The organism is Streptomyces sp. LE64 (assembly GCF_052606915.1).
The window spans coordinates 4,682,178-4,706,134 of sequence record NZ_CP199708.1 but is presented as its reverse complement, the minus strand read 5'-3'; the positions used below and the strand labels follow the sequence as shown (position 1 = coordinate 4,706,134).

The following is a 23,957-nucleotide window of genomic DNA, read 5'->3' as shown; positions in this document are numbered from 1 at the left end:
CAGCGCCAACCCGCACGGCTTAGCGTGGGGGGATGATCGAGCTTGCGGGGCTGACGAAGAGGTTCGGCGACAAGCTGGCCGTCGACGGGCTCACGTTCACCGTGCGGCCGGGGATCGTCACGGGTTTCCTGGGGCCGAACGGGGCCGGGAAGTCGACCACGATGCGGATGATGCTGGGCCTCGACCATCCGACCGCGGGTGAGGTGCGCATCGACGGGCGCCGCTACGAGGAGTTGACGGACCCGCTCAGGGCGATCGGCGCACTGCTGGACGCCAAGGCGATGCACGGCGGGCGCAGCGCCTACCACCACCTGTTGTGGCTGGCGCAGTCCAACGGCATCCCGGGGTCGCGGGTGGCGGAGGTGTTGGACGTGGTGGGGTTGACGGCGGTGGCACGGAAGAAGGCGAAGGGCTTCTCGCTGGGCATGGGCCAGCGCCTGGGCATCGCCGGTGCGCTGCTCGGCGACCCCCGGGTGCTGATGTTCGACGAGCCGGTCAACGGGCTCGACCCCGAGGGCATCCACTGGATCCGGCACCTGATGAAGTCGCTGGCCGGACAGGGGCGCACGGTCTTCGTCTCCTCCCACCTGATGAGCGAGATGGCGCTCACCGCCGACCACCTCGTCGTCATCGGTCAGGGGCGGCTGTTGGCGGACACCTCGATGGCCGACTTCATCGCTGAGAACTCGCGTTCCTACGTGCGGCTGCGCACCCCGGACCGGGAGCGGCTGCTCGACGTGCTGCACCGGCGCGGGCTGACCGCCGTCGAGGCGGCGGACGGCGCCCTGGAGGTGGACGGGCACCGGGCGGAGGAGCTGGGGGAGCTGGCTGCCGAGCACCGCCTGGTGCTGCACGAGCTGAGTCCCCAGCAGGCGTCCTTGGAGGAGGCGTTCATGCAGCTCACCGCCGGTGCCGTGGAGTACCACGCGCATGATCCCGGGGCGGCGGGTGCGCCCCCGCAACCCCCGCCGCGGCAGGGCTGGGGCGAGGGCTGGCAGCGGCCGGGCGGGAAGGGGGTGTGACATGGCGTCGGCCCAGGTGGTCCGCTCCGAGTGGACCAAGATCAGGTCGGTGGCCTCCACGGTGTGGACGCTGTCGCTGGCGTTCGTGGTGACGGTGGCGCTGGGGGTGCTGATCAGCGTGCTCGCGCGGAACGAGTTCGACCGTCTGAGCATCGAGGAGCGGCTCGCCTTCGATCCGACGCTGGTCAGCTTCGCAGGTACCGGTCTCGGTCAACTGGCGATGATCGTGTTCGGGGTGCTGGTGGTGTCGAACGAGTACAGCACGGGCATGATCCGCACCTCCTTGGCCGCGGTGCCGCAGCGGGGGGCGTTCCTGGCCGGGAAGGTGGCGGTGGCCACCGCGCTGGCCCTGGTGGTCGGGATGGTCACCAGCTTCACCACGTTCTTCCTGGGGCAGGCGGCGCTGGGCGACCTGAGCACCTCGCTCTCCGCCCCCGGAGTGCTGCGTGCGGTGATCGGCGGCGGTCTGTACATGACGCTGATCGCGGTGTTCTCCATGGGCGTCGCGACGATGCTGCGCTCCCCCATGCTGTCGCTCGGCATCCTGATGCCGTTCTTCTTCCTGATCTCCGCGGTGCTCGGCAACGTGTCGGCGACGAAGAAGGTCGGGCAGTTCCTCCCCGACCAGGCCGGCGGCAAGATCATGGAGGTGGTCCCCCCGGTGCACGACGACACCCCGTACGGCCCCTGGGGCGGCCTGATGATCATGGTCGCCTGGGTGGTGGCCGCCCTGGTCGGCGGGTACGTGCTGCTGCGCCGCCGGGACGCCTGAGCGGGAGGCGACGCCCGGCCGGGGCCGTGCGACGCCCGGCCCCGGGCGCACCGGGGGTGGAATCCGGCCAACCCCCGCGACCTGTCTATTTTGGCCGGAACCGTCAGCGCCCGGATATCCTCCTACTCCTTACGGGGGCGTCTGCCCCGACGTCCTGAGCCTGCGGATGGGTGCGGAGCATGATCGAGGCAGTCGGCCTGACGAAGCGCTACGGCGCCAAGACGGCCGTGTACGACCTTTCCTTCCAGGTGCGCCCCGGCGCGGTGACCGGCTTCCTCGGACCGAACGGCTCGGGCAAGTCGACGACCATGCGCATGATCCTCGGTCTGGACAATCCGACCTCGGGCCGGGTGACGATCGGCGGCTACCCGTACCGCAAGCTCCCGAACGCCCCCCGTCAGGTCGGGGCGCTGCTGGACGCCAAGGCCGTGCACGGCGGCCGGCACGCCCGCAACCACCTGCTCTGCCTGGCCCAGCTCTCCGGCATCCCGGCCCGCCGGGTCGACGAGGTGCTCGGCGTGGTGGGCCTCCAGGAGGTGGCCCGCAAGCGCTCCAAGGGCTTCTCGCTGGGCATGGGCCAGCGGCTCGGCATCGCCGCGGCCCTGCTCGGCGACCCCCAGGTCCTCCTCTTCGACGAGCCGGTCAACGGCCTCGACCCCGAGGGCATCCTCTGGGTGCGGAACCTGATGAAGTCGCTGGCCGCGGAGGGCCGCACCGTCTTCGTCTCCTCCCACCTGATGAGCGAGATGGCGCTCACCGCCGACCACCTCATCGTCATCGGCCGCGGCCAGCTCCTCGCCGACATGAGCGTCTCGGACTTCATCTCGCACAACTCCGCGGACTTCGCCCGCCTCCGCACCCCCTCCGACGAGCCCGAGCAGCGCGAGAAGCTGACGGCGGCGCTCACCGAGGCGGGCGGCCGGGTGCTGCCCGAGCCGGACGGCGCGCTCCGGGTGACGGGGCTGAAGCTGCCGGCGATCAGCGAGCTCGCGCACCGGCACGACGTCCGCCTCTGGGAGCTGTCCCCGCACCAGGCGTCCCTGGAGGAGGCGTACATGCGGATGACGCAGGGCGTGGTCGACTACCGCTCCACCGTCGACCAGAAGGCCGGCCTCCACCAGCAGCCGCCGCCCGGTGCGCTCCCGCCGCTGCCCGACACCCCGGTCGCCGGGCAGGGCCAGCCCGGCTGGTACGCGCCGCCGCCGCCCCAGCCCGGTGCGCCCGCGCACGCCAACCCGTACGCGACCCCGGCGCCGCCGCCGGGCGCCGCCGCCCCGTCCGACCCGACCCACACCCCCTGAGGCCCCCTGATGAGCACCGCTCCCACGCCGCCCCAGCAGGTACCGGCGACGGCGCCCCCGGCCGCCCCCTGGCAGCAGCCCCCCGGCGTGTACACCTCCCCCATCCCGATCACCCGCACCCACCTCGGGCACGCCCTGGCCTCCGAGTGGACGAAGATCAAGTCGGTGCGCTCCACGATGTGGACGCTCGGCGTCTTCCTCGTGCTGGTCGTCGGGATCGGCCTGCTCGTCGCCCAGCAGACCGGCCGGACCGACTACGTCGACACGCCCTACACGGTCCCCGCGTTCTTCGGGCTGCTCCTGGGGCAGATCTGCCTGATCACGCTGGGGGTGCTGGTGATCTCCTCCGAGTACGGCACCGGCATGATCCGCACCACGCTGACCGCCTCGCCCGCCCGGTGGCGGGTGCTCGCGGCGAAGCTGATCATCTTCTTCGCGGTGGCGTTCACGGTGTCGTTCCTGGCGATCGGCTTCGTCGGCCTGGTGACCGCCGAGATGCACCGGGGCGCCGACGCCGAACCCTGGCTCGGGAGCCTCTTCAAGGGCGCCCTCTACTCCTCGCTGACCGGGGTGCTCTCGGTCGCCGTGGGCGCGATGATGCGGCACTCGGCGGGGGCGATCACCACCATGCTCGGGCTGGTGCTCGTCCCCTCGATCCTGCCCGCGTTCATGGCGACCTCCTCCAGCCTGGAGCCCATGGCGGAGGTCATGCTGGACTACGCCGCACCGAACGCCCTCTCGATGCTCTTCGGGCTGAACACCAGCAGCGACGGCACCCCGCAGCTGGTGTTCCTGATCGTGCTGACCGCCGCCGCGGTCGCCGGAGCCTTCGCCCTGCTGGACCGCCGCGACGTCTGACCCCGTACCGGCGCCGTGCCCCGTTCCCTCCCCGCAGGGACCGGGGCACGGTCGCGTCCGGCTCAGTACCGCGGAGTCCCCCGGCCGCGCTGGACCCGGCTCTCCCTGCGGTCCCGGGCCGCCCAGCACGCCTTGTGCCAGTGCCGCCGGTCGTCCACTCCCGCGTACTGCGGCCAGGCCACCACATGGGGCACCCCGGAGCCGATCACCTGGTCGCACCCGGGGCAGCGGTACGTCTTCCCGGCCGTACTGGCACCCGCCACGTGACGTACGGACCACTGCTCGCCGCGCCACGACTCGACGGCCTCGAAGCCGCCGTACCGGTCGTGGTCACCGCCGGGCCCGGCTCCGGCGAAGTCCTTTCCGCCCTTGGGACGATTGCGACGCGGGGACACGGCACACCTCACGGTCTCGGGGAACGGCGTTTGGGGGCATCAAGCCTACGCGCCGGCCGGCCCCCCGGGACACCTCGGGCGACCGCGCCATGCACCCGCAATACACCGACAATCCGTCAATCTCCCGGTCGCCCGTGCCCTCGGTCCCGTTCGGACGTTGTTGCCGGGTGACGGAGCGCAGGGGGAGCACCGAAGGCGGTGCGGAGGAGGCAACGGATGCGCGTGGGAAGTTTCGTCCTGGCGGCCCAGTTCCCCGGACAGGGCCAGGGGGAGGCGCTGCACCGGGCGGTGCGCACGGCGGAGGTCGCCGAGGAGTCCGGGCTGGACGCGGTGTGGCTGGCCGAGCACCACTTCGTGCCCTACGGCACGTGCCCCTCGGCCGTCACGCTGGCCGCACTGCTGCTGGGGCGCACCCGTGCGCTGCGGGTGGGCACGGCGGTCAGCGTGCTGTCGACGGTCCACCCGGTGGCGCTCGGCGAACAGGCCGCCCTGCTCCATCACGCCTCGGGGGGCCGTTTCTCGTTGGGCGTCGGCCGGGGCGGGCCCTGGGTCGACCTGGAGGTCTTCGGGACGGGACTGGCCGCGTTCGAGGAGGGGTTCGCGGACTCCCTCGACCTCCTGCTGCGCTGGTTGACGGAGCCCCGGGTCGGCTCCTCGACGGGCCGTTTCCGCTTCCGGCCGGTGGACGTCGTGCCGCAGCCGTCGCAGGCGTCCTGCGACGGGGACGGACCGGAGGTCGTCGTCGCGTGCACCTCCCCGGCCTCGGTGCGGCTCGCCGCCGAGCGGGGGCTGCCGATGCTGCTCGGCATGCACGCCGACGACGAGGAGAAGGCCGGGATGCTGAGCCTGTGGCGCTCCCACGCCCGGGCCAGCGGACGGAGCGCGGCCGAGGTGCTCGCCGCCGAGCACGTCTCGGCGGGCGTCGTGCAGATCGCCGACCGCGGTGCGCAGGCGTCCGAGGCGCTGCGCAAGGCCATGCCGGGTTGGCTGCGTCAGGGCCTGGACGCACACGTCACGGTCGACGGGCGCACCCGCTCCATGCGCGATCCCCTCGCCTACACCGAACTGCTGTGCTCCCTGCACCCCGTGGGCACCCCGCAGCACTGCGCCGACGTGCTCGCGGCCACCGCCGAACGGACCGGCATCACCCGGTTCGCGCTGCTGACCGAGGGCTCCGGCGAATTGGCGTCCACCGAGGAGAACGTCCGTCGACTGGGCGCGGAGGTGCTGCCCCAACTGCGGTGACCGGCCGGCCCGCCGTTCCGGCCCCGTCGCGGTGGACGGACGCCCGGTCCGGAACGGCGGGTCCCACGGCCCGTCAGCAGTCCCGGAGTTCCGGCGACTGGTTGAGGAGCTGGTTGCGGATCGAGGTGAAGCGGGCCAGCGTGTCGTCCACCGCCGGATCGAGCGGGAAGACCGCCACCCGGTGGCAGTTCTGGAAGGCCAGTCGCACCCCGAAGTGCCGCTGAAGCGCGCCGCGTATCGCATCGCTGGCGAGCGCGCGCAGCAGCTGGCCGCGCGCGTGCTCGTCGGGCGGCGGCGTCTGGTTGTCGGCGAACTCTCCGCCGTCCACCTTCAGCTGGGCCACCAGGGAGCTGATCATCTCCCAGGCGAAGGGCAGGGAGGTCCGGACGCAGTCGACGAAGGCGGCTTCGTCGACCTCGCCTCGCTCGGCCTGTTCCAGGAGGGCCGGTGAGACGTCGAGCGACATGGGTTCTCCTCTCGCACCCCCGGAAGCGGGGGTTCACGGACAGGGCGGGAGTCCGCCTACGCAGCGTGCACGCTCCGCGACCTCCCGCGTCCACGGTAAGCACCGCGGCCGGACGGCACCAGAAGAGCGCGGCCACAACCGGCCATCTCTCGTACGGGGTGCTTCCAGGGCGAATCGCGTGGACCGCCCGGCGTCCAGTAGCGTTGCCGACCATGCGTCTCGTCATCGCCCGCTGCTCCGTGGACTACGCGGGCCGGCTCACCGCCCACCTTCCGTCAGCCCCCCGCCTCATCCTGATCAAGGCGGACGGCAGCGTCTCCATCCATGCGGACGACCGTGCCTACAAGCCCCTCAACTGGATGTCACCGCCCTGCACCCTCAAGGAGGGCACGGGGGACGACAGCGGGGTCTGGACCGTCATCAACAAGGGGGGCGAGAAGCTCATCATCACGATGGAGGAGGTCCTGCACGACTCCTCCCACGAACTCGGCGTCGACCCCGGGCTGATCAAGGACGGGGTGGAGGCGCACCTCCAGGAGCTCCTCGCGGACCGCATCGAGACACTGGGCGAGGGGTACACGCTGATCCGCCGCGAGTACCCCACGGCCATCGGCCCGGTGGACATCCTGTGCCGGGACGCCGAGGGCGGCACGGTCGCGGTGGAGATCAAGCGCCGGGGCGAGATCGACGGCGTCGAGCAGCTGACCCGCTACCTGGACCTGTTGAACCGTGATCCGCACCTCGCGCCGGTGCGCGGGGTGTTCGCCGCGCAGGAGATCAAGCCGCAGGCCCGGGTGCTGGCGACGGACCGCGGCATCGGCTGCACGGTCCTCGACTACGAGGCGCTGCGCGGCATCGAGGACGACAAGCTCCGTCTGTTCTGACCCCTGCGCGCACGAGGGCCCGACCGGTGGCACCGGTCGGGCCCTCGGCGTCCGTCCGCAGCGGATCAGCCGCCCGCCGCCGGGGTGGACGGCGTGTCCTCGGGCGGCACCACCGGCCGGTCCTGCGAGGCGGGCGGTGAAGGGTTCACGGGTTCGGAGGGTTCGGTCGAGGGCTCCGGGGGCGAGGACGGCCCGCCCGTGGGCGTGGTGGGCGGCGGCTGGCTGGTCGAGGGCTCCGGGTCGGGCGACTCGCTCGGCGGGGCCGAGTCGGTGGGCTCCGGCTCGGACGGGCTGTCGGTGGGCTGCGGACCGGTGGACCCGGACGGTTCGGCCGGGCCGGTCGGCGCGCCGGTGCCCGGTTGCGGGAAGGTCGGCACGCCGGGGGCCCGCGTGGCCGTGGGCGACGGGGTACCGACGGCGGTCGGCCGGGTGGGCGATCCGGTGCGCTCCTCGACCTCCGCCACCTTCTGGGTGTCGTCGGGGCGATCGGTACTGCTGGTGTCGTTGGGGTCGCCGGTCGCGCTCCGGTCCTCGCCCCCCCGGCTCACCGTGGGCCCGGGGCCCACGCGTTCGGCCGGGGGCGTGCCCTCGCCGGAGATCATGCCGAGCGTCACGACCGTGCCGAGCACCGCGGCCAGCAGCGCACCGACGCCCGTGGCGGCCAGGTTGCGGCGGGTCCCGTGCAGCACCGTGCGCCGCACCCGACGCACCCGTGCGGACATCCCTCCGACCGGACGGGGCCGGACCGGCCGTCCCACCGGGCCCCCGGGCGTGCCGGCCGCGGCGGGAACCAGCGGCACCGCCCGGGTCACGGCGATCGGCGGCACCGGCGGCGGGGCGACGGCGAGCGGCACGGGCGGCAGTTCACCGGAGCGGTCGGTCAGCAGGGCCAGCGCCCGACGTCCGGCGACGGCTCCGCGGCGGTCGGCGACCGCACCGCGCATCGCCACCGACGCCTCCAACTCGGCGCGGGCCCGCCCGTACTGCGCCCCGCACAGCGCGAGCACGCCCAACTCGTGGTGGAAGTACGCCTCGTCGGCGACCTCTCCGGTGTGCCGGGCGGCCTCGACCCCCAGGCGCAGCACGGCTTCCCAGGCGCTCCAGTCGCCGCCCGCGGCGAGGACGGGGGCGGCGGCACGGGCCAGTCCCACCCGGACGCTGGGGCCGTCGCCCTCGTCCGCCGGGTCCAGCGGGATCGTTTCCTTGTCGTCCCCGCCGAACGCGCCGCCGGGGGCGAGCGCGGCCAGGGCGGCGAGCACGGCGTCCGCCTCGGCGGCGACCCGCCGGGGGGCGACCGAGGGGTGGCCGGTCCACCAGGCGTAGTGCCGGGCGGCGACCAGGGCGGGCGCCCCGGGAGCGGCCTCGGGGTCGGTGGCGTCCCGGTCGGGGTAGCCGGCGGCGAGGAGCTGGGTGCGGACCCCGGCCGCGAGGCGGTGGCGGGCGCCGACCGGGGTGACCAGTGCGACGGCGACGAGTTCGGCGAGCGCGGCGTCCGCATGGGTGTCGCCGACCAAGGCGGGCAGGTGCGCCTGGTGCGGGACCTCGCCGTCGAGGACCACCGCGAACCGCAGGGTGCTGCGCGCCGCTTCGCTGAGCCCGGCGGCCAACAGGGCGGCGGGTGCCGCACCTTCGCCCAGGGAGGGCAGCGGCGGGCGCCGCTCGTCCCCGACGTCGGCGGACTCGTCCGCCCCCTCGGGGTCGGCGTCGGGGAGGCGGGCGTCGCGCTGCCGCAGCAGCGCGCCGGCCTGGACGAACCGCAGGGGCAGCCCCTCGGACTCGAACCACAGGTCACCGGCCCAGTTGGTCTCGGACTCGGTGAGGTCCCGTCCGGCGGCGCGCTCCAGCAGTTCGGTGCTGGCCGCCCGGCTCAGGCCGTTCAGCACCACCTCGTCGACCGGGGCGTCGGCGGACGGGGCGGGGGTGTCGGGGGCCGCCGCGAGCAGGAAGGCGCACTCGGGGGTGGCGTCGAGGAGTTCGTCCAGGGGGCTGCCGCCGAAGGCGAGGTCGTCGACGACCACGACGGCGCCGATGCCCCGGACGTGGTCGAGGAGCGCCTCGCGGTCCGGCCGGTATCCGGTGCCGTCGAAGACGGCGGCGAACAGGTCGTACAGCAGGTCGGTGGCGGTCTTGCGGTAGCCGGTGAGGCGGACCACGCCGTCCGGGGCGAGGTCGGCGCATTCCTCGGCGACGGCGTCGAGCAGCGCGGTCCGGCCGGAGCCGGCGGGGCCGCTGACCCGGGCGGAACCGCCCCGGGCGATCAGCCGGACCAGACGCTCGCGTTCCTCGTCGCGTTCGAGCAGCGGAGGGCGGGCCACGGCCACGCCGGAGGGCACCGGCGCGGTGGCGGCCCGGCGGGCCTCCCGGCGCTCCTCGGGGGCGTGGCGCGCGGGCGGGCCCGGGAGTTCGGTGGGCGGGCAGGTCTCGATCTCGCTGCCGTCGACGGGGTTGACGGTGAGCAGCAGGTCGCCGGCGACCAGTCGCACCGGGCGGCGGGCGGGGTGCGGGGTGCCGAGGTCGGCGGCGAACGGGTCGCGGGGCGGCCGGGAGCGGTGGGGGGTGCGCTCGGGCGTCCGGGCCGCCCCGGGTATGTCGACGGTGCCCCGGGCGCGGACGACGGGGAGGAAGGCGCTACCGACCGCCTTGCCGGACCCCGGGGCCGCGCCCGCCCCGGGGACGGCGGACCCGGCACCGTCCTTCGGGTCGGCGGACCCGTGGGCGCTCGCTGCGGATGTGGCCGAAACGCGGCGGTCGGCTCCCCCGCCGTGCGCCGTCCGGCCTCCGCGGACGTCCTGGCCGTGCGGCCCCGGTTCCCGATCGATCGGGTCCATGGTTCTCAAGCCCCCCAAGAGCGTTGTGTACCGCACCCCGCCCGTGGTCCGCGTCCGTCGCTGCCGCCGCCGGTGGCGGCCCCTCCCCCGCGGGTACGCGCGCGGGCCGGACGGAACGGGTGCCGGGGCACTGGATCTGGCGCCAGTATCCCCGAACGGGCGGGCCCCCGGGGGGCCCTTGACGTCACAGTCCGATGAGAATCGCCGCGGTCACACGCGCGGCAACGACTCGATGCCGATGCCGCCTTCGATGGCGAGGATGCGGTGCAGCCGGGTGGCGACCAGCAGTCGTTGCATCTGCGGGGGCACGTCGCGGAGCACGAGCCGCCGACCGCAGCGACCGGCGCGGCGGTGCGCGCCCATGATCACGCCGAGTCCGGTGGCGTCCCAGGATTCGAGTTCGGACAGGTTGAGCACCAGGTCGCCGGCGCCGTCGTCGACCGCCGCGTGCAGGGCCGTACGGGCGTCCGCCGCGCTGCGGACGTCGAGGCGGCCCCCGACGACCAACTCGGCGTGGTCGCCCCTGATGTGCATATGCGCTCCCCGTGTTCGTGGCGGCTGACCGTGACCGTCATCCGTGACAGCGGTGGGACGGCGTGTGGTCCGTATGGGTGATCCGGCTGTCCCGCCATGTCACTGCAACTGACTGCCGGCAGGTGACCGTAGTTGCTGGTTGTAAGCGAACCGATATCGAATTCACCCCGGGAGGTGATCCCTGCCCGGGAGTGCCTCGTCCGGTTCGGCGCCGGGCCGGCGCCCCCGCCCCGCGTGCCCGCCCGGTGCCGGGACCGGGTGCCGACCGTCGGGTGGCGGGTGGCGGGGGTGCGCGCCGGCGTCAGTAGGTGTAGAAGCCCCGGCCGCTCTTGCGGCCGATGTCGCCTGCGTCCACCATGCGGCGCATCAGTTCCGGCGGGGCGAACTTCTCGTCCTGGGTCTCGGTGTAGATGTTGCCGGTGGCGTGCAGGAGGACGTCGACACCGGTGAGGTCGGCGGTGGCGAGCGGCCCCATGGCGTGGCCGAAGCCGAGCTTGCAGGCGAGGTCGATGTCCTCGGCGCTGGCGATGCCCGACTCCCGGAGCTTCGCGGCCTCGACCACGAGGGCCGAGATGAGCCGGGTGGTGACGAAGCCCGCCACGTCGCGGTTGACCACGATGCAGGTCTTGCCGACGGACTCGGCGAACTCCCTGGCGGTGGCGAGGGTCTCGTCGCTGGTCTTGTAGCCGCGGACGAGTTCGCACAGCTGCATCATCGGGACCGGGGAGAAGAAGTGCGTGCCGACGACGCGTTCGGGGCGCTCGGTGGCCGCCGCGATCTTCGTGATCGGGATGGCGGAGGTGTTGGAGGCGAGGACGGCGTCCTCCCGGACGATCCGATCCAGGGCGCGGAAGGTCTCGTGCTTGACCTCCAACCGCTCGAAGACCGCCTCCACCACGAGGTCGACGTCCGCCGCCGCGTCCAGGTCGGTGGTGGGGGTGATCCGGGCGAGGGCCGCTTCGGCGTCGGCGGCGTCGAGCTTGCCCTTGGCGACGAACTTGTCGTACGACGCCCTGATGGCGTCGGTGCCGCGGGTCAGCGCCGCGTCCGTGACGTCGCGCAGCACGACGTCCCAGCCCGCCTGCGCGGACACCTGCGCGATTCCGGAACCCATCAGACCGGCGCCGATGACGGCCAGCTTCCGTGCCACGTTGCACCCCTCACCGCTGTTGACGTGTTGGTTCTTCCGCACCCTATGCGGCGGACCCTAGCGGCCGAACGCGCCCCCGGGACCGGGAAGAGATGCGTGTCACGTCCCGAATGGCGCAGATCACACCCGAGTCCGCGCGTCGTCCGCGATGTCCGGCCCGTACCCCGGCCCGTTCCGGGCGAGGGGGGTCATTCCGGCGCGCGCACGGCGTAGTTGAGGACCCGTTCGCCGAGCAGTTCCTCCATCTCGTCCAGCGCGTCGAGGGCCTCGCGGGAGACCGCCTCGGGGGTGGCGCCCTCCACCAGCCCGCTGCGGATGACCGCCATCACCGTCCGGTGGACCCAGTCGATCTGGCCGGCCATCAGTCCGGGCAGTCGGTCGCCGGGAGCGGCGCCGGTCTCCGCCCGCAGGGTCCGCTCCAGGCTGGTGAGGGTCTCCTGGTCCACCTCCTGGAGACGGGCGCGCAGTCCGGCCGCGTCCTCGACGACCACCAGGAAGCGGTCGTACCCCTCGGCGAGCCCCACCCGGGGGGAGACGGCTTCCACCTCGGACCGGAGTTGACGCAGGACGGCCCGGGCGGCGGACTCCCCGGGCAGCCTGCCGCGCACCCAGCCGGCGAGCCGGTCGACGAGTTCGGGCGCACGGTCGAGGAACAGGTCCTCCTTGGTCGGGAAGTAGTTGTAGACGGTGTTGACGGAAACCTCGGCGGCCTCCGCGATCTCCGCGATGGTGACGGCGTCGAAGCCCCGCTCCAGGAAGAGCCCGGTGGCCGTGTCGGAGATGTGCTGGCGGGTCCGGCGCTTCTTCCGCTCCCGCAGCCCTTCGCGCCCGACCGCCCCGGCCGGGGCCGCCCCCGGGTCGGAGCGGGTCGAACCGCCCCGTGCACCCGCCGTTCCCGTCGTCCGCGCATCCGCCATGGGGCCAGCCTAGCGAGCCTGAGGGCGCCCTCCCCCTTTCCTGTGCCCGGAACGTCGAGTCACTCAAACTTTGGAGTGATTGCAAAATTTCAGGGACTCTGCTTACCTGGTTCCATGACCGCCATCACCGCGTCCGGTCTCGCCCGGACCTTCGCCACCCCGCGCGGCCCCGTCGAAGCCGTCCGCGGCATCGACCTCACCGTCCAGCGCAGCGAGGTGGTGGGCCTCCTCGGCCCCAACGGGGCGGGGAAGACCACGATCCTGCGCCTGCTGACCACCCTGCTGCGCCCCAGCGCGGGCGCCGCGACCGTCGCGGGCCGCGACCTCGCCACCGACCCGGCCGGAGTCCGTGCCCGCACGGGCTACGTGGCCCAGTCGGGCGGCCTCGACCCCGCGCTGACCGTCCGCGAGGAACTCGTGACCCAGGGCCGGCTGTACCGGCTCGACGCCGCCCGGGCGCGGGCACGAGCCGAGGAACTCGCCGGCGAACTGGGCCTGCACGGGCTCCTCGACCGGCCCACGGCGGCGCTCTCCGGAGGCCAACGCCGGCGCGTCGACCTCGCGATGGGGCTCACCCACCGGCCCGAGGTGCTCTTCCTGGACGAACCGACCACCGGCCTCGACCCAGCCGGCCGGGCCCTGCTCTGGGACCTGATCCGCCGGGTGCGGGAGACCCACGGCACCACCGTCGTGCTCACCACCCACTACCTCGACGAGGCGGACGCCCTCGCCGACCGGCTGGTCGTCGTCGACGGGGGCGTGGTGGTCGCGGACGGCACCCCGACCGCACTCAAGCTGGCGCACACCGGGTCCCTCGACGCCCCGCTCCAGGAGGCCTTCCTCGCCATCACCGGCCGCGATCCCGTCCCCCGCGGGACCGCACCCCTCGCCATATGACCGCACGACCGACCACCCGCGTTCCCCGCAACCGACCCCATCGGGCCGCGCCGCCACGGCAGGAGCCCGCGCCCACCACCGTCGCCCCGCTCCTCGGGAGGCCCCGTGTCCGCCCTGCTCTCCGACACCTCGATCGTCTTCGGCCGCTATGCGCGCAAGACGCTGCGATCCCGGTTCCAGATGCTGTTCGGAATGGTGATGCCCCTGCTCTACCTGGTCTTCTTCGGGCCCCTGCTCACCGAGCTGCCCTTGGGCGCGGACGGCGACTCCTGGCAGGTGCTGGCTCCGGGCCTCCTCCTCCAACTCGCCCTCTTCGGCGGGTCCTTCGCCGGCATCACCGTCATGCTGGAGAAGGGGCAGGGGGTGATCGACCGGATGCGGGCCATCCCCGTCAGCCGCCTCGCGCTACTGCTCGGCCGGGTGCTCCTGGACGCCGCGCTGCTCACCGCCCAGTCGGTGCTCCTGGTGCTCGTGGCGCTGGCCCTCGGGCTCCGCGCACCTCTCCCGGGCCTCCTCATCGGGTTCGCCTTCGTGGCCCTGCTGACGGTGGCGCTGAGCGCCGCGTCCTACGCGCTGGCGATGCGCCTGCCCGGCGCCCACCAGTTCGGCCCCGCCGTGAACGCCGTGACCATGCCCGTGATGCTGCTGTCGGGCCTGGTGCTCCCCATGTCCCTCGCTCCCGGCTGGCTGGACGCCCTCTCCCGGGCGATACCCCTGCGTCACGTGGTGGAGGGGATGCGGGACGCGTACGCGGGCCGTTACGCCACCGGGGACGTGCTGCTCGGCGCACTGGTCGCCCTCGGGTTCACTGCGGTGGCCGTGACCGTGGGCACACGGGCCTTCCAGGAGGACCGCGCCTAACTACGCTGGGCCCATGGTGAACCTGACGCGCATCTACACCAGGACCGGGGACAAGGGCACGACCCACCTCGGCGACATGAGCCGCACGGCCAAGACCGACCTGCGGATCTCCGCCTACGCCGACGCCAACGAGGCCAACGCCGTACTGGGCACCGCCCTCGCCCTGGGCCGGCTCGACGAGGAGGTCGTCGCCGTCCTCACCCGGGTGCAGAACGACCTCTTCGACGTCGGCGCCGACCTCTCGACCCCCGTCGTCGAGGACCCGAAGTACCCGCCCCTGCGGGTCGAGCAGTTCTACGTCGACCGGCTGGAGGAGGACTGCGACCGGTTCAACGATCGGCTCACCAAGCTGCGCAGCTTCATCCTGCCGGGGGGCACGCCGGGCGCCGCCCTGCTCCACCAGGCGTGCACGGTGGTGCGGCGTGCCGAACGGTCCACCTGGGCGGCGCTGGAGGTGCACGGCGAGACCATGAACCCGCTCACCGCCACCTACCTCAACCGCCTCTCGGACCTGCTGTTCATCCTGGCCCGGGTCGCCAACACGGAGAACGGCGACGTGCTGTGGGTGCCCGGCGGCGAACGCTGAGGCGTGCCCCGCGGCGGAAGGACGACCCCGGCCCGCCGAAAGGACCACCTGCACGGCCGAAACGGGCGGACTGGGGCCGGTCGTCAAGGAGGGGCTGGTGCGGGACGAGCGGGAGCAGGCCGGGCACCTGGCGACCATGCTGCGCGTCCTCGACCGGGAGCGCCTCTGGTCCTCCACCGTGTGCACGTTCGTCCCACCCGACTCGCCCCACTCGACGGACCCCCGTCAGGACATGGACATGGCCTCGTACGCGGTGGTGAAGACCGTCCGTCGCGACCACCCGGACCCGGCCTCCCGTACCGGTGGGAGCCCAAGCTGGCCTGCCGGGCCATCGCACGGCAGCGCACGGCCCGGTGGGACGGGCCGCTCAGGGGGTGCGGGAGCCGGCACGGGCCGACTCCGGTCGGCCGTCGGGATCCTTCTCCCCGTCCTCGCCGGGTCCCGCCTTCGGGGGCCAGAGGGTGTAGGCGAGGGCGACGATCCCGTGGATCAGGACGGCCTTCAGGGCGACGCCCTGCCACCCCTGGAGGGAGCTGACGTCCCCGCTGTCTCCCACGTACCAGACGGCGCCCTGGAGCAGGACCAGGGCGATCCCCGCGGTCACCGCCGTGCGCAGCCACAGCGCCCACTCGTGGCGGGCCCGGGCGGCCCCGTGCTGGGGAGCCGGGACCGGCGGCGGCCCACCGGCGAACCGGTGCCGGAAGCGCGCGTCGGCCCGGGTGATCATGTAGTGCCCGTATCCGACCGTGAAGCCGATGTAGAGGGCGGCGAGCCCGTGCTTCCAGTCCGGTGCGGCGCCGTTCTTCAGGTCGACGGCGGTGACCACCAGCAGGACCACTTCGAGCAGCGGCTCGCACAACAGCACGGCGGCTCCGAGCCGGGGCCTGCGGGCCACGTAGCGCAGGGTCAGACCGAGTCCCAGCAGGACCCAGAAGCCCACTTCGCACAGGACGATCAGCGTGACGATCACGACCGGGTTTCCCTTCTCTCCCCCGTGGGCTCCCGCACCACGTCTTCGCGTCTTCGACTCCCTCCCCATGCTTCCGCCCGTCCGGGCCCGGAGCGTCCTCTGCACGGGTGAAGCGGTACTGCATCCTTCTGTGTAGTGACCGCGCCCGGGCTCCGACCGGTCGGCGACGGCGGGGGCGCCACGGAGCGTGTTGGATGGGGGTATGCGGCCCTCGTCCCCTTCGCCCGGCCCCTGGCCCCGGCTGCCGTCCTTCCTCGGCGCCGAGACCCAGCGGCTCGATCTGGTGATCGCCCTGTCCGGGTTGTCGCTCGGGCTGCTGATGTGGGCGATCGGGCTCAACACCACCACGTTCCGGCTGCTCGACGGGGCCTGGGTGCTGGTGCCCATGGTGGTGATGGCCGCCATGGAGACCCAGCGCCGGACCCGGCCCTCACTGGCCCTGGCCGTGGGCACGGTCGCCGTGATCGCCGACCAGTTCACCCTGGGCAGCCTGATCACGGTGGTGATGTTCACCGACATCGTCTACGCGGCGGTCCTGTACGGCAGTCCCACCGCCGCCCGCCGCATCCCCGTGCGGTGCGTGCTCGTCTCGGTCGCCGTCACCCTCGGGTTCCTGGCCTGGTTCCGCACCCCCGAGGCGATCCTCATCGGGGTGGCGACGGCTCTGGTCTGCGTGGCGCCCTCCACCACCGGCGTCCTGGTGCGCAACCACCGGGAGATGGCCTCGGCGGAGCGGCTGCGGGCGGAGCAGACCGCCCTGCTCGCCGAGATCGACCGCACCCAGGCGGTGACCGCCGAGCGCGCCCGGATGGCCCGCGAACTGCACGACATGGTGGCCAACCACCTGTCGGCGATCGCGATCCACTCCACCGCGGCGCTGTCCCTGGACGATCCCGGGACCACCCGGTCCGCCCTGGGCGTCATCCGGGAGAACAGCGTCGCGGGGCTGGCCGAGATGCGTCGTCTGATCGGGCTGCTCCGGGACTCCTCCGACGACCGGGAACCCGCGGCGGCCCCGACCCTCGACGGTTTGGAGGCGCTGGTCGCCACGGCACGCGTCAACGGGCTGGAGGTGTCCCTGGTGGACGCCCGCCCCGCGGCGGGACCCCGGCTGCCCGCGCCGGTGGAGCTGGCCGCGTACCGGATCGTGCAGGAGTCGCTGACCAATGCCCTCAAGCACGCCGCGCCCGGCGCGGTGACCGTGGAACTGCACCAAGGCGGTCGCCCGCCCGAGCTGACCGTCACGGTCACCAGCCCCCACGGCGACCGTGACGGGCCCCGGGCGCCCGGCTCCGGAGCGGGGCTGGTGGGGATGCGGGAGCGGGCGACGCTGCTGCACGGCACCTTCGAGGCGGGCCCCGAGCCGCTGCCCGACGCCCCCGGGGGCCGCCCGATGTGGCGAGTTCACGCCAGCCTGCCGATCGAGGCGGTCGGCACGTCAGACCAGGGAGGGACCACCCCGTGATCCGCGTACTCGTCGCCGAGGACCAGTCGGCCGTCCGACAGGGGCTCGTGCTCATCCTCGACAGCGCACCGGACATCGAGGTGGTGGGCGAGGCGGGGGACGGTCGACGGGCGGTCGAACTGGCCCGTGAGCTGCGGCCCGACCTGGTGCTGATGGACGTGCAGATGCCGGTGCTCGACGGGGTGTCGGCGACCCGGGAGGTGGTGGCCGAGGCGCTGGCGGACGTCCTGGTGCTGACCACGTTCGACCTGGACGAGTACGTCTTCGGGGCGCTGCGCGCCGGTGCCGCCGGGTTCCTGTTGAAGAACGCCGACGCCAAGGACCTGTTGACCGCGGTGCGAACGGTGGGGCGCGGCGAGGGGCTGATCTCGCCCGCGGTGACCCGGCGGTTGATAGCGGAGTTCGCCCACTCGACGCACGGTGCGGCGCGTTCCACGGCCGACCGCACGGTGTTGGAGGCGCTGACCCGGCGGGAGCGGGAGGTCCTCCAGTGCATCGGGGACGGACTCTCCAACGCCGAGATCGCCGCCCGGCTGGAGATGGCCGAGGCGACGGTGAAGACGCACGTCAGCCGCATGTTGGGCAAGTTGGAGCTGCGCAGCCGGGTCCAGGCCGCGGTCCTCGCCCGGGAACTCGGTCTGTGCGGCTGAGCCCGGGAGGGCGGGGCCGTCCGGCGGGTCCGATCCTCCCCGCACAACGGGCCGACCGCAACGGGGAGTCAGGCCGGAACCGGCCGGTGTGACGAGCAACACCCCGGGCCCGGACCTGGGACGACGGGCCCGGGACGCCCTGCCGCGGGGTCCGAAACCGGCGAGTGGACCGAACGGTGTCGCCGGGGGTGTCACAGTGGGTCGCGAACGCCGCGAGTGGGAAACGGCTCGGGGGCATCGCCGTCACTCGTGACGGATGGTGAGCATGCGTCAGTTGGGATGTCCTTGACCTTCCTGAGGCGCTGACCTGGGATGCCCACGCTTCGATGGTCCAGACCTCTTGACCGATGGTCCAGACCTTTCTATTCTCGCGGCACTGCGGTGAGCGTGTCATGGCCATGAGTCATGACGGAACGTGCTCACGGGCGGCGCAGGTTGGGTTCCACCATCCCCACATCGGACTCACCCGAGGAGGCGCAGAATGCGCTTCAGAAACAAGGCTGTGGCAGGGCTCGCGACCCTGGCGCTGCCCTTCGCCGCAATGGTCGGCCTGGCTACGCCGGCTGCTGCTGCGACCAACGCCACCGCCACCTTCACCAAGACCCAGGACTGGGGCAACGGTTTCGGCGGCAGCTGGACCGTCAAGAACACCGGTACCACCACGATCAGCTCCTGGACCGTGGAATGGGACTTCCCCACCGGTACCAAGGTCGGTTCGGCCTGGGACGCCACGGTCACCAACAACGGCAACCGTTGGACCGCGAAGAACCTCGGCTGGAACGGGAGCATCGAGCCCGGCAAGTCGCTGACCTTCGGCTTCAACGGCATCGGCAGCGGTTCCCCCAGCAACTGTCTGCTGAACGGCGGCTCCTGTGACGGCGGCGTCGTCCCCGGCGACAAGCCCCCCACCAAGCCGGGCAAGCCCACCACCTCGGACCTCACCGAGACCTCGGTCAAGCTGAGCTGGGCGCCGGCCGAGGACGACAAGGGCGTCAAGGACTACGACGTCATCCGGGACGGCGCCACGGTGGGCACGGTCGCCCACCCGGCCACCGGCAACGTCACGTTCACCGACAGCAAGCTGACGGCCGGTACGGACTACTCGTACACGGTCCAGGCCCGCGACACCGCCGGCCAGACCGGTCCGGTCAGTGACGCGACCGCGGTGCGCACCCCCGGTGGCAGCGGTGGCCCCGGCCCCGGCGACACCATCAAGATGGGCTACTTCACCCAGTGGGGCGTCTACGGGCGCAACTACCACGTCAAGGACCTGGTCACCTCCGGGACCGCGGCGAAGATCACGCACATCAACTACGCATTCGCCAACGTCCAGAACGGTCGCTGCACCATCGGCGACGCGTACGCGGACTACGAGAAGGCGTACACCGCGGCCCAGTCCGTCGACGGCGTCGCGGACACCTGGGACCAGCCGCTGCGCGGCAACTTCAACCAGCTGCGCAAGCTGAAGGCGAAGTACCCGCACATCAAGATCCTCTTCTCCATCGGCGGCTGGACCTGGTCCGGCGGCTTCACCCAGGCGGCGCAGAACCCGGCCGCGTTCGCGCAGTCCTGCTACGACATGGTCGAGGACCCGCGTTGGGCCGATGTCTTCGACGGCATCGACCTGGACTGGGAGTACCCGAACGCCTGTGGCCTGACCTGCGACAACAGCGGTCCGGACGCGCTGAAGAAGCTGGCTGCGGCGACCCGCGCCAAGTTCGGCGCCAACAACCTGGTCACCGCTGCGATCACCGCTGACGGTTCCCCCGGCGGCAAGATCGACGCCACCGACTACGCCGGTGCCTCCGCGTCGTTCGACTGGTACAACGTGATGACCTACGACTTCTTCGGCTCCTGGGCCACGAAGGGTCCGACGGCTCCGCACTCGCCGCTCACCACGTACAACGGCATCCCCAAGGAGGGCTTCACCTCCGCCGACGCCATCGCCAAGCTCAAGGCGCAGGGCGTTCCGGACAAGAAGCTCCTGCTCGGCATCGGCTTCTACGGCCGCGGCTGGACGGGTGTCACCCAGGACGCGCCGGGCGGCACCGCCACCGGGCCCGGCCAGGGCACGTACGAGCAGGGCATCGAGGACTACAAGGTCCTCAAGAACACCTGCCCCGCCACCGGCACCATCGCCGGCACCGCGTACGCCAAGTGCGGCAACAACTGGTGGAGCTACGACACCCCCGCCACCATCAAGACCAAGATGGCGTGGGCCAAGAACCAGAAGCTCGGCGGCGCCTTCTTCTGGTCCGCCGACGGTGACACCGCCGACGGCGAGCTCATCACCGCGCTCGACGCAGGTCTGAAGTAACCGCGCTCCGGGGGTGCCGGCCCACACCGGCCCCCCGGTCCGCACCACCGGTTCACCCCGGTGGCAGAGAACGAAGCCGGGGAGTCAGGATCGCCCCCCGCCTCCCCGGTTTCCCCGCCCGGTACGCCCAGCGCGTACCGGGCCTTCTCATGCCCCCACCACCGGCCGCCCCCGCTGAGGGCGGCCGTCCCCGCACCCGCTCCGTGACCCCGGCGCGGGCAGCGCACCGCACCCGGGCGAACGGGCCCGGCGCACGTCCTTCGCCGGCCGCCCCCGGCCTGGTGCCCCGGGGCGAGGGAGCGGGCAGCGCACGCGAGTGGCCCCGTGGCCCGCTCCCCCGGTTCTCGCACGGGGAGCGGGCCACGGGGCCACTCGGAGTGATTCGTGTCAGCCCGGCCGGGTCAGGCGACGTTGACGCGCTGGCCGGGAGGCGCGGCCTCCAGCCAGGCCAGGAACCCGGTCAGGGCGTCGTCGCTCATCGCGAGCTCCAGCCGGACGCCCTGGTGCACGCAGGCGAGGACCACCGCATCGGAGAGCAAGGCCAACTCCTCCTCGCCCTCGGGGTCCCGACGGCCGATCACCTCGATCGCGGAGCGCTCCAGCGTCCGCCGGGGACGATGGGCGTAGGAGAACACCCGGAACCACTCGATCCGGTCACCGCTGTACCGCGCGATGCCGTACCCCCACCCCTTGCCCGAGGTGTCGACTGCCGCCTCGTCCGCGGGCTCCGGCGTGTCCCACCGCAGACTGCAGTCGAAGGTCCCCCCGGAGCGCTGGATCAATCTGCGGCGCACGCCGAAGGCGAAGAGCCCCGCCACAACCAGTACGACCAGCGCGACGCCGCCTACGAGAAGAGCGAGGAGCACCGGCATCGACCTCCTCGCCTCATCAGTATCGGAACAGCGGAACAGATCCAGCATCGCCTCAGCCGCGGCAGGATCCGGAGAGGCTCCGGACCCGGCCGCGGCTGAGTCATGTCACACAGTGCGCCAGGTCAGCGCACCGCCACCGCACGCAGGCGGACGTCGGCGCGTCGCTCGGCGGAGGCGTCGGCCTCGCCCTTCGCGCGCTCCAGCGCCCGCTCCGCACGCTGGACGTCGATCTCGTCCGACAGTTCGGCGATCTCGGCCAGCAGCGACAGCTTGTCGTCGGCGAACGACACGAACCCGCCGTGCACGGCGGCGACCACGGTCCCGCCGTCGGTGGTCCGGATCGTCACCGGGCCCGACTCCAGCACACCGAGCAGCGGCTGGTGACCGGGCATGACGCCGATGTCGCCGGAGGTGGTACGCGCGACGACCAGGGTGGCCTCGCCGGACCAGACACTGCGGTCCGCGGCGACCAGCTCGACGTGCAGCTCAGCAGCCAAGGGTGCTCCTCGGGTCACCACCCGGCGGTCGTGCCGGGTGTTGGGTCAAAAGTGTAGAGGCGTGGGCGAGGGGACCGGGCCACGGCCCCCTCGCCCGAGCACGGGGGCTCAGGAGACGCCCAGCTCCTTGGCGTTGTTGCGCAGGTCCTCGAGACCGCCGCACATGAAGAACGCCTGCTCCGGGAAGTGGTCGTACTCGCCGTCGCAGATCGCGTTGAACGCGGCGATGGACTCGTCCAGCGGCACGTCCGACCCGTCGACGCCGGTGAACTGCTTGGCGACGTGGGTGTTCTGCGAGAGGAAGCGCTCCACCCGACGGGCCCGGTGGACGACGAGCTTGTCCTCCTCGCCGAGCTCGTCGATGCCGAGGATCGCGATGATGTCCTGGAGGTCCTTGTACTTCTGCAGGATCGTCTTGACGCGCATGGCGGCGTCGTAGTGGTCCTGCGCGATGTACCGCGGGTCCAGGATGCGGGACGTCGAGTCCAGCGGGTCCACGGCCGGGTAGATGCCCTTCTCGGAGATCGGACGGGAGAGCACCGTCGTCGCGTCGAGGTGGGCGAAGGTGGTGGCCGGCGCCGGGTCGGTCAGGTCGTCCGCGGGGACGTAGATCGCCTGCATCGAGGTGATCGAGTGACCACGGGTCGAGGTGATGCGCTCCTGGAGGAGACCCATCTCGTCGGCCAGGTTCGGCTGGTAGCCCACCGCGGAGGGCATCCGGCCGAGCAGGGTCGACACCTCGGAACCGGCCTGGGTGAAGCGGAAGATGTTGTCGATGAAGAACAGCACGTCCTGCTTCTGCACATCGCGGAAGTACTCCGCCATGGTCAGACCGGCCAGCGCCACGCGCAGACGGGTGCCCGGGGGCTCGTCCATCTGACCGAAGACCAGCGCGGTCTTGTCGATGACGCCCGACTCGCTCATCTCGTCGATGAGGTCGTTGCCCTCACGGGTGCGCTCGCCGACACCGGCGAAGACCGACACGCCGTCGTGGTTGTTGGCGACGCGGTAGATCATCTCCTGGATGAGCACCGTCTTGCCGACACCGGCACCACCGAACAGACCGATCTTGCCGCCCTTGACGTACGGGGTCAGCAGGTCGATGACCTTGACGCCGGTCTCGAACATCTCGGTCTTCGACTCAAGCTCGTCGAAGTTCGGGGCCTTGCGGTGGATGGACCAGCGCTCGCCGACGTTGGCGTTCTCCTCGGGAACGTTCAGCACCTCGCCGAGGGTGTTGAACACCTTGCCCTTGGTGAAGTCACCGACCGGCACGGTGATGCCGTCGCCGGTGTCGGTCACCGGGGCCTGGCGGACCAGACCGTCGGTGGGCTGCATCGAGATGGCGCGGACCATGCCGTCACCCAGGTGCTGGGCGACCTCCAGGGTCAGCGTCTTCAGCGCGCCGTCCTGGGCCGGGTCGGCCACCTGGACGTGCAGCGCGTTGTAGATCTCCGGCATCGCGTCGACGGGGAACTCCACGTCGACGACCGGGCCGATGACCCGGGCGACGCGGCCCGTGGCAACGGCCGTCTCAACTGTCGTCGTCATTACCTGTCACTCCCCGCGGTCGCGTCGGACAAGGCTGCCGAGCCGCCGACGATCTCGCTGATTTCCTGGGTGATTTCGGCCTGGCGGGCCGCGTTGGCAAGTCGGGAGAGCGTGTTGATCAGCTCACCCGCGTTGTCGGTCGCGGACTTCATCGCGCGCCGCGTGGCGGCGTGCTTCGAAGCGGCCGACTGGAGCATCGCGTTGTAGATCCGGCTCTCCACGTACCGCGGGAGGAGGGCGTCCAGGACGTCCTCCGCCGACGGCTCGAAGTCGTAGAGCGGCAGGATCTGCCCCTTCGGGGCCGCCTCGTCGGCGACCTCGTCGAGGCTCAGCGGCAGCAGCCGGCTGTCGACCGCGTTCTGCGTCATCATCGACACGAACTCGGTGTAGATGATGTGCAGTTCGTCGACCCCGCCGTCGGCCGTGTCCCGCTCGATCGCAGCGATGAGCGGTCCGGCGACCGTCTTGGCGTCCGCATAGGTGGGTTCGTCGGTGAAGCCGGTCCACTGCTCCGCGATCTTGCGCTCGCGGAAGTTGTAGTGGGCCACACCGCGGCGGCCGACGATGTACGTGTCGACCTCCTTGCCCTCGGCCTCAAGGCGAGCCGTCAGCTGCTCCGCAGCCTTGATCGCGTTGGAGTTGAAGGCGCCGGCCAGGCCGCGGTCGCTCGTGAGGAGCAGTACCGCGGAACGGCGCGCCGTCTCCGCCTCCGTGGTCAGCGGGTGCTTGGTGTTCGAACCCGTGCCCACCGCCGTGACCGCGCGCGTCAGCTCGGTCGCGTACGGAGTGGAGGCCGCCACCTTGCGCTGCGCCTTGACGACGCGCGAGGCGGCGATCATCTCCATCGCCTTGGTGATCTTCTTGGTCGCGGTGACGGATCGGATGCGACGCTTGTAGACCCGGAGCTGGGCTCCCATGA

General features: G+C 72.3%; 23 protein-coding genes. 12 read left to right on the top strand and 11 right to left on the bottom strand.

All coding sequences use genetic code 11. The features are described 5' to 3' along the window. Window positions 1-32: 32 nt before the first annotated feature. From ACSMX9_RS21315 to ACSMX9_RS21300, 4 genes are all read left to right on the top strand, one after another. A complete protein-coding gene (locus tag ACSMX9_RS21315; protein ID WP_445396074.1) occupies window positions 33-1,022 on the top strand; it encodes an ATP-binding cassette domain-containing protein in 990 nt (329 codons plus the stop codon). Between the two features lies 1 nt (window position 1,023). Continuing rightward, the gene (locus ACSMX9_RS21310) at window positions 1,024-1,794 is read left to right on the top strand and encodes an ABC transporter permease (RefSeq protein ID WP_351241186.1); all 771 of its coding nucleotides are present in this window, start codon (window positions 1,024-1,026) and stop codon (window positions 1,792-1,794) included. Window positions 1,795-1,973: 179 nt separating this feature from the next. Next, window positions 1,974-3,095, top strand: a complete 1,122-nt coding sequence (locus tag ACSMX9_RS21305) for an ABC transporter ATP-binding protein (RefSeq protein ID WP_351241185.1) — start codon at window positions 1,974-1,976, stop codon at window positions 3,093-3,095. A gap of 9 nt (window positions 3,096-3,104) precedes the next feature. Then, window positions 3,105-3,953, top strand: a complete 849-nt coding sequence (locus ACSMX9_RS21300) for an ABC transporter permease (protein WP_445396072.1) — start codon at window positions 3,105-3,107, stop codon at window positions 3,951-3,953. Window positions 3,954-4,015: 62 nt separating this feature from the next. Here ACSMX9_RS21300 and ACSMX9_RS21295 read toward each other — a convergent pair whose 3' ends face one another. Then, window positions 4,016-4,348, bottom strand: a complete 333-nt coding sequence (locus ACSMX9_RS21295) for an ATP/GTP-binding protein (protein WP_445396070.1) — start codon at window positions 4,346-4,348, stop codon at window positions 4,016-4,018. A 216-nt stretch (window positions 4,349-4,564) separates the two neighbouring features. Here ACSMX9_RS21295 and ACSMX9_RS21290 point away from each other — a divergent pair, with 216 nt between their 5' ends. Then, a complete protein-coding gene (locus ACSMX9_RS21290; protein ID WP_445396068.1) occupies window positions 4,565-5,593 on the top strand; it encodes an LLM class flavin-dependent oxidoreductase in 1,029 nt (342 codons plus the stop codon). Window positions 5,594-5,666: 73 nt separating this feature from the next. Here the strand turns inward: ACSMX9_RS21290 and ACSMX9_RS21285 are convergent, their stop codons facing one another. Then, window positions 5,667-6,059, bottom strand: coding sequence for an SCO5389 family protein (locus ACSMX9_RS21285; RefSeq protein WP_351241177.1), 393 nt, complete (start codon window positions 6,057-6,059; stop codon window positions 5,667-5,669). A gap of 212 nt (window positions 6,060-6,271) precedes the next feature. Between ACSMX9_RS21285 and nucS the strand changes: the two genes are divergently transcribed. Beyond that, window positions 6,272-6,943, top strand: a complete 672-nt coding sequence (gene nucS / locus ACSMX9_RS21280) for an endonuclease NucS (protein WP_445396066.1) — start codon at window positions 6,272-6,274, stop codon at window positions 6,941-6,943. 65 nt (window positions 6,944-7,008) lie between these two features. Here nucS and ACSMX9_RS21275 read toward each other — a convergent pair whose 3' ends face one another. The 4 genes from ACSMX9_RS21275 to ACSMX9_RS21260 all read right to left on the bottom strand — a co-directional run bounded on the left by ACSMX9_RS21275 (window position 7,009) and on the right by ACSMX9_RS21260 (window position 12,372). Then, entirely contained in the window at window positions 7,009-9,771 is a 2,763-nt protein-coding gene (locus ACSMX9_RS21275) for an ATP-binding protein (RefSeq protein ID WP_445396064.1), read from the bottom strand. Window positions 9,772-9,981: 210 nt separating this feature from the next. Further along, window positions 9,982-10,305, bottom strand: a complete 324-nt coding sequence (locus ACSMX9_RS21270; protein WP_351241171.1) for an STAS domain-containing protein — start codon at window positions 10,303-10,305, stop codon at window positions 9,982-9,984. Between the two features lie 301 nt (window positions 10,306-10,606). Next, a complete protein-coding gene (locus tag ACSMX9_RS21265; RefSeq protein WP_351241169.1) occupies window positions 10,607-11,455 on the bottom strand; it encodes a 3-hydroxyacyl-CoA dehydrogenase family protein in 849 nt (282 codons plus the stop codon). A 188-nt stretch (window positions 11,456-11,643) separates the two neighbouring features. Then, window positions 11,644-12,372 carry a TetR/AcrR family transcriptional regulator gene (locus tag ACSMX9_RS21260; protein ID WP_445396062.1) on the bottom strand — a complete coding sequence of 243 codons (729 nt, stop codon included), beginning with the start codon at window positions 12,370-12,372 and terminating at the stop codon, window positions 11,644-11,646. 114 nt (window positions 12,373-12,486) lie between these two features. Here ACSMX9_RS21260 and ACSMX9_RS21255 point away from each other — a divergent pair, with 114 nt between their 5' ends. The 3 genes from ACSMX9_RS21255 to ACSMX9_RS21245 all read left to right on the top strand — a co-directional run bounded on the left by ACSMX9_RS21255 (window position 12,487) and on the right by ACSMX9_RS21245 (window position 14,716). Beyond that, on the top strand, window positions 12,487-13,269 hold the full coding sequence (locus tag ACSMX9_RS21255) for an ABC transporter ATP-binding protein (RefSeq protein ID WP_445396060.1): 783 nt from the start codon (window positions 12,487-12,489) through the stop codon (window positions 13,267-13,269). A 105-nt stretch (window positions 13,270-13,374) separates the two neighbouring features. After that, entirely contained in the window at window positions 13,375-14,130 is a 756-nt protein-coding gene (locus ACSMX9_RS21250; RefSeq protein WP_445396058.1) for an ABC transporter permease, read from the top strand. 13 nt (window positions 14,131-14,143) lie between these two features. Further along, window positions 14,144-14,716 (top strand): cob(I)yrinic acid a,c-diamide adenosyltransferase, encoded by a 573-nt coding sequence (locus tag ACSMX9_RS21245; protein ID WP_445396056.1) that lies wholly within the window; start codon window positions 14,144-14,146, stop codon window positions 14,714-14,716. A 367-nt stretch (window positions 14,717-15,083) separates the two neighbouring features. Here ACSMX9_RS21245 and ACSMX9_RS21240 read toward each other — a convergent pair whose 3' ends face one another. Next, window positions 15,084-15,686 (bottom strand): hypothetical protein, encoded by a 603-nt coding sequence (locus ACSMX9_RS21240; protein WP_445396054.1) that lies wholly within the window; start codon window positions 15,684-15,686, stop codon window positions 15,084-15,086. 202 nt (window positions 15,687-15,888) lie between these two features. Here ACSMX9_RS21240 and ACSMX9_RS21235 point away from each other — a divergent pair, with 202 nt between their 5' ends. The 3 genes from ACSMX9_RS21235 (at window position 15,889) to ACSMX9_RS21225 (ending at window position 20,118) form a co-directional block, all read left to right on the top strand. Then, window positions 15,889-17,151 (top strand): sensor histidine kinase, encoded by a 1,263-nt coding sequence (locus ACSMX9_RS21235; RefSeq protein ID WP_445396052.1) that lies wholly within the window; start codon window positions 15,889-15,891, stop codon window positions 17,149-17,151. Beyond that, the gene (locus ACSMX9_RS21230) at window positions 17,148-17,801 is read left to right on the top strand and encodes a response regulator (protein WP_445396050.1); all 654 of its coding nucleotides are present in this window, start codon (window positions 17,148-17,150) and stop codon (window positions 17,799-17,801) included. The genes ACSMX9_RS21235 and ACSMX9_RS21230 overlap by 4 nt, the downstream gene beginning before the upstream one ends. Window positions 17,802-18,282: 481 nt before the next feature. Beyond that, complete coding sequence (locus ACSMX9_RS21225; protein WP_445396048.1) at window positions 18,283-20,118, top strand: glycosyl hydrolase family 18 protein; 1,836 nt, start codon at window positions 18,283-18,285, stop codon at window positions 20,116-20,118. 401 nt (window positions 20,119-20,519) lie between these two features. On the opposite strand, the gene ACSMX9_RS21220 is transcribed toward ACSMX9_RS21225, so the two are convergent. The 4 genes from ACSMX9_RS21220 to ACSMX9_RS21205 form a co-directional block, all read right to left on the bottom strand. Next, a complete protein-coding gene (locus ACSMX9_RS21220; protein WP_351241151.1) occupies window positions 20,520-20,984 on the bottom strand; it encodes a DUF2550 domain-containing protein in 465 nt (154 codons plus the stop codon). Between the two features lie 128 nt (window positions 20,985-21,112). After that, a complete protein-coding gene (locus ACSMX9_RS21215; protein ID WP_351241149.1) occupies window positions 21,113-21,487 on the bottom strand; it encodes a F0F1 ATP synthase subunit epsilon in 375 nt (124 codons plus the stop codon). 108 nt (window positions 21,488-21,595) lie between these two features. Beyond that, on the bottom strand, window positions 21,596-23,038 hold the full coding sequence (atpD, locus tag ACSMX9_RS21210; protein ID WP_366113688.1) for a F0F1 ATP synthase subunit beta: 1,443 nt from the start codon (window positions 23,036-23,038) through the stop codon (window positions 21,596-21,598). Further along, window positions 23,038-23,955 (bottom strand): F0F1 ATP synthase subunit gamma, encoded by a 918-nt coding sequence (locus tag ACSMX9_RS21205; protein WP_445396046.1) that lies wholly within the window; start codon window positions 23,953-23,955, stop codon window positions 23,038-23,040. Before ACSMX9_RS21205 ends, atpD begins: the two co-directional genes overlap by 1 nt. Between the last annotated feature and the right edge of the window lie 2 nt (window positions 23,956-23,957).

What these genes read in the sequence shown, in the direction of transcription:
- nucS (WP_445396066.1), top strand. Translation starts at nt 6,272, where the DNA reads ATGCGTCTCGTCATCGCCCGCTGCTCCGTGGACTACGCGGGCCGGCTC.
- ACSMX9_RS21310 (WP_351241186.1), top strand. Translation starts at nt 1,024, where the DNA reads ATGGCGTCGGCCCAGGTGGTCCGCTCCGAGTGGACCAAGATCAGGTCG.
- ACSMX9_RS21225 (WP_445396048.1), top strand. Translation starts at nt 18,283, where the DNA reads ATGCGCTTCAGAAACAAGGCTGTGGCAGGGCTCGCGACCCTGGCGCTG.
- ACSMX9_RS21255 (WP_445396060.1), top strand. Translation starts at nt 12,487, where the DNA reads ATGACCGCCATCACCGCGTCCGGTCTCGCCCGGACCTTCGCCACCCCG.
- ACSMX9_RS21270 (WP_351241171.1), bottom strand. Translation starts at nt 10,305, where the DNA reads ATGCACATCAGGGGCGACCACGCCGAGTTGGTCGTCGGGGGCCGCCTC.
- ACSMX9_RS21300 (WP_445396072.1), top strand. Translation starts at nt 3,105, where the DNA reads ATGAGCACCGCTCCCACGCCGCCCCAGCAGGTACCGGCGACGGCGCCC.
- ACSMX9_RS21245 (WP_445396056.1), top strand. Translation starts at nt 14,144, where the DNA reads ATGGTGAACCTGACGCGCATCTACACCAGGACCGGGGACAAGGGCACG.
- ACSMX9_RS21260 (WP_445396062.1), bottom strand. Translation starts at nt 12,372, where the DNA reads ATGGCGGATGCGCGGACGACGGGAACGGCGGGTGCACGGGGCGGTTCG.
- ACSMX9_RS21285 (WP_351241177.1), bottom strand. Translation starts at nt 6,059, where the DNA reads ATGTCGCTCGACGTCTCACCGGCCCTCCTGGAACAGGCCGAGCGAGGC.
- ACSMX9_RS21305 (WP_351241185.1), top strand. Translation starts at nt 1,974, where the DNA reads ATGATCGAGGCAGTCGGCCTGACGAAGCGCTACGGCGCCAAGACGGCC.
- atpD (WP_366113688.1), bottom strand. Translation starts at nt 23,038, where the DNA reads ATGACGACGACAGTTGAGACGGCCGTTGCCACGGGCCGCGTCGCCCGG.
- ACSMX9_RS21275 (WP_445396064.1), bottom strand. Translation starts at nt 9,771, where the DNA reads ATGGACCCGATCGATCGGGAACCGGGGCCGCACGGCCAGGACGTCCGC.
- ACSMX9_RS21315 (WP_445396074.1), top strand. Translation starts at nt 33, where the DNA reads ATGATCGAGCTTGCGGGGCTGACGAAGAGGTTCGGCGACAAGCTGGCC.
- ACSMX9_RS21205 (WP_445396046.1), bottom strand. Translation starts at nt 23,955, where the DNA reads ATGGGAGCCCAGCTCCGGGTCTACAAGCGTCGCATCCGATCCGTCACC.
- ACSMX9_RS21235 (WP_445396052.1), top strand. Translation starts at nt 15,889, where the DNA reads ATGCGGCCCTCGTCCCCTTCGCCCGGCCCCTGGCCCCGGCTGCCGTCC.
- ACSMX9_RS21290 (WP_445396068.1), top strand. Translation starts at nt 4,565, where the DNA reads ATGCGCGTGGGAAGTTTCGTCCTGGCGGCCCAGTTCCCCGGACAGGGC.